Here is a 739-nt window from a genome sequence, read left to right as displayed (position 1 = left end):
AATGGTTGTTCGGCACGAAGCGCTGCGGTGGCTTCCTGATCGATGGTGGTCTCGGTTGTGCACCCGACAAGCGGAGTACAGTTTTCGACTTCCACCAGAACCGCCGGGTGTGGGGCATAAATGGATTGGATCACCACCGAGACGATGGGCATTGCAATGAACAGCAGCATTGCAAGTCCTGTGGGCAGGAAAAACCAAAGGAATGTCTTATGGCGCTTGTCGCAATTCCCGTGTCGGCTTGATTGGGCGGGTGCCCAAATTGGGCACCCGCGAGGGGCGTTTTACTGTAGGAAGCCCTGTTCGATTGCCGCGGCGCGATAGGCGGCCTCGACATCGGCCAGCGCCTGTTCAGCGCTTTCCTTGCCCTGCATGAAATCGGCAAGTTCATTGCCGAGTGCACTGTGCATCAAACCCATGTAGGGCAGCATCGGATAAGGAGTCGTGCCCATTTTGGCAGCGTCAAATACACCCTGCGCGTCGTCTGCAGGTTCGTACCCTTCGATCAACCAGACTGCCAGCGGCGTGGTTTCATCGTTCAACATTTCGGGGCGGACGCCATGCGTCATCGCGACAAAAGTCGCCTCAGCCTCTTCATCTGAGATGTTCTTGCCGACGGTCCATCCATCCCACCAAAGGGTCGAGGCCGGAGTCGTGCCGCCACCCACGGTCAGCGGCGCTGCAATGGCATGGCCATCGATTACTTCCTGCAAGACACCTTCGGTTGTGGTCTGCTGTGACG

At 57.8% G+C, this 739-nt stretch carries 1 pseudogene; it reads right to left on the bottom strand.

Annotated features, from left to right (window positions below):
- Positions 1–281: 281 nt before the first annotated feature.
- Positions 282–739 (bottom strand): annotated as a pseudogene (locus ACR0EL_RS22210) (sugar ABC transporter substrate-binding protein); the annotation flags it as partial.

Source organism: Ruegeria sp. AH12 (assembly GCF_056541465.1).
The sequence above is the reverse complement of the archived record's forward strand: the minus strand, read 5'-3'. Positions and strand labels throughout refer to the sequence as shown.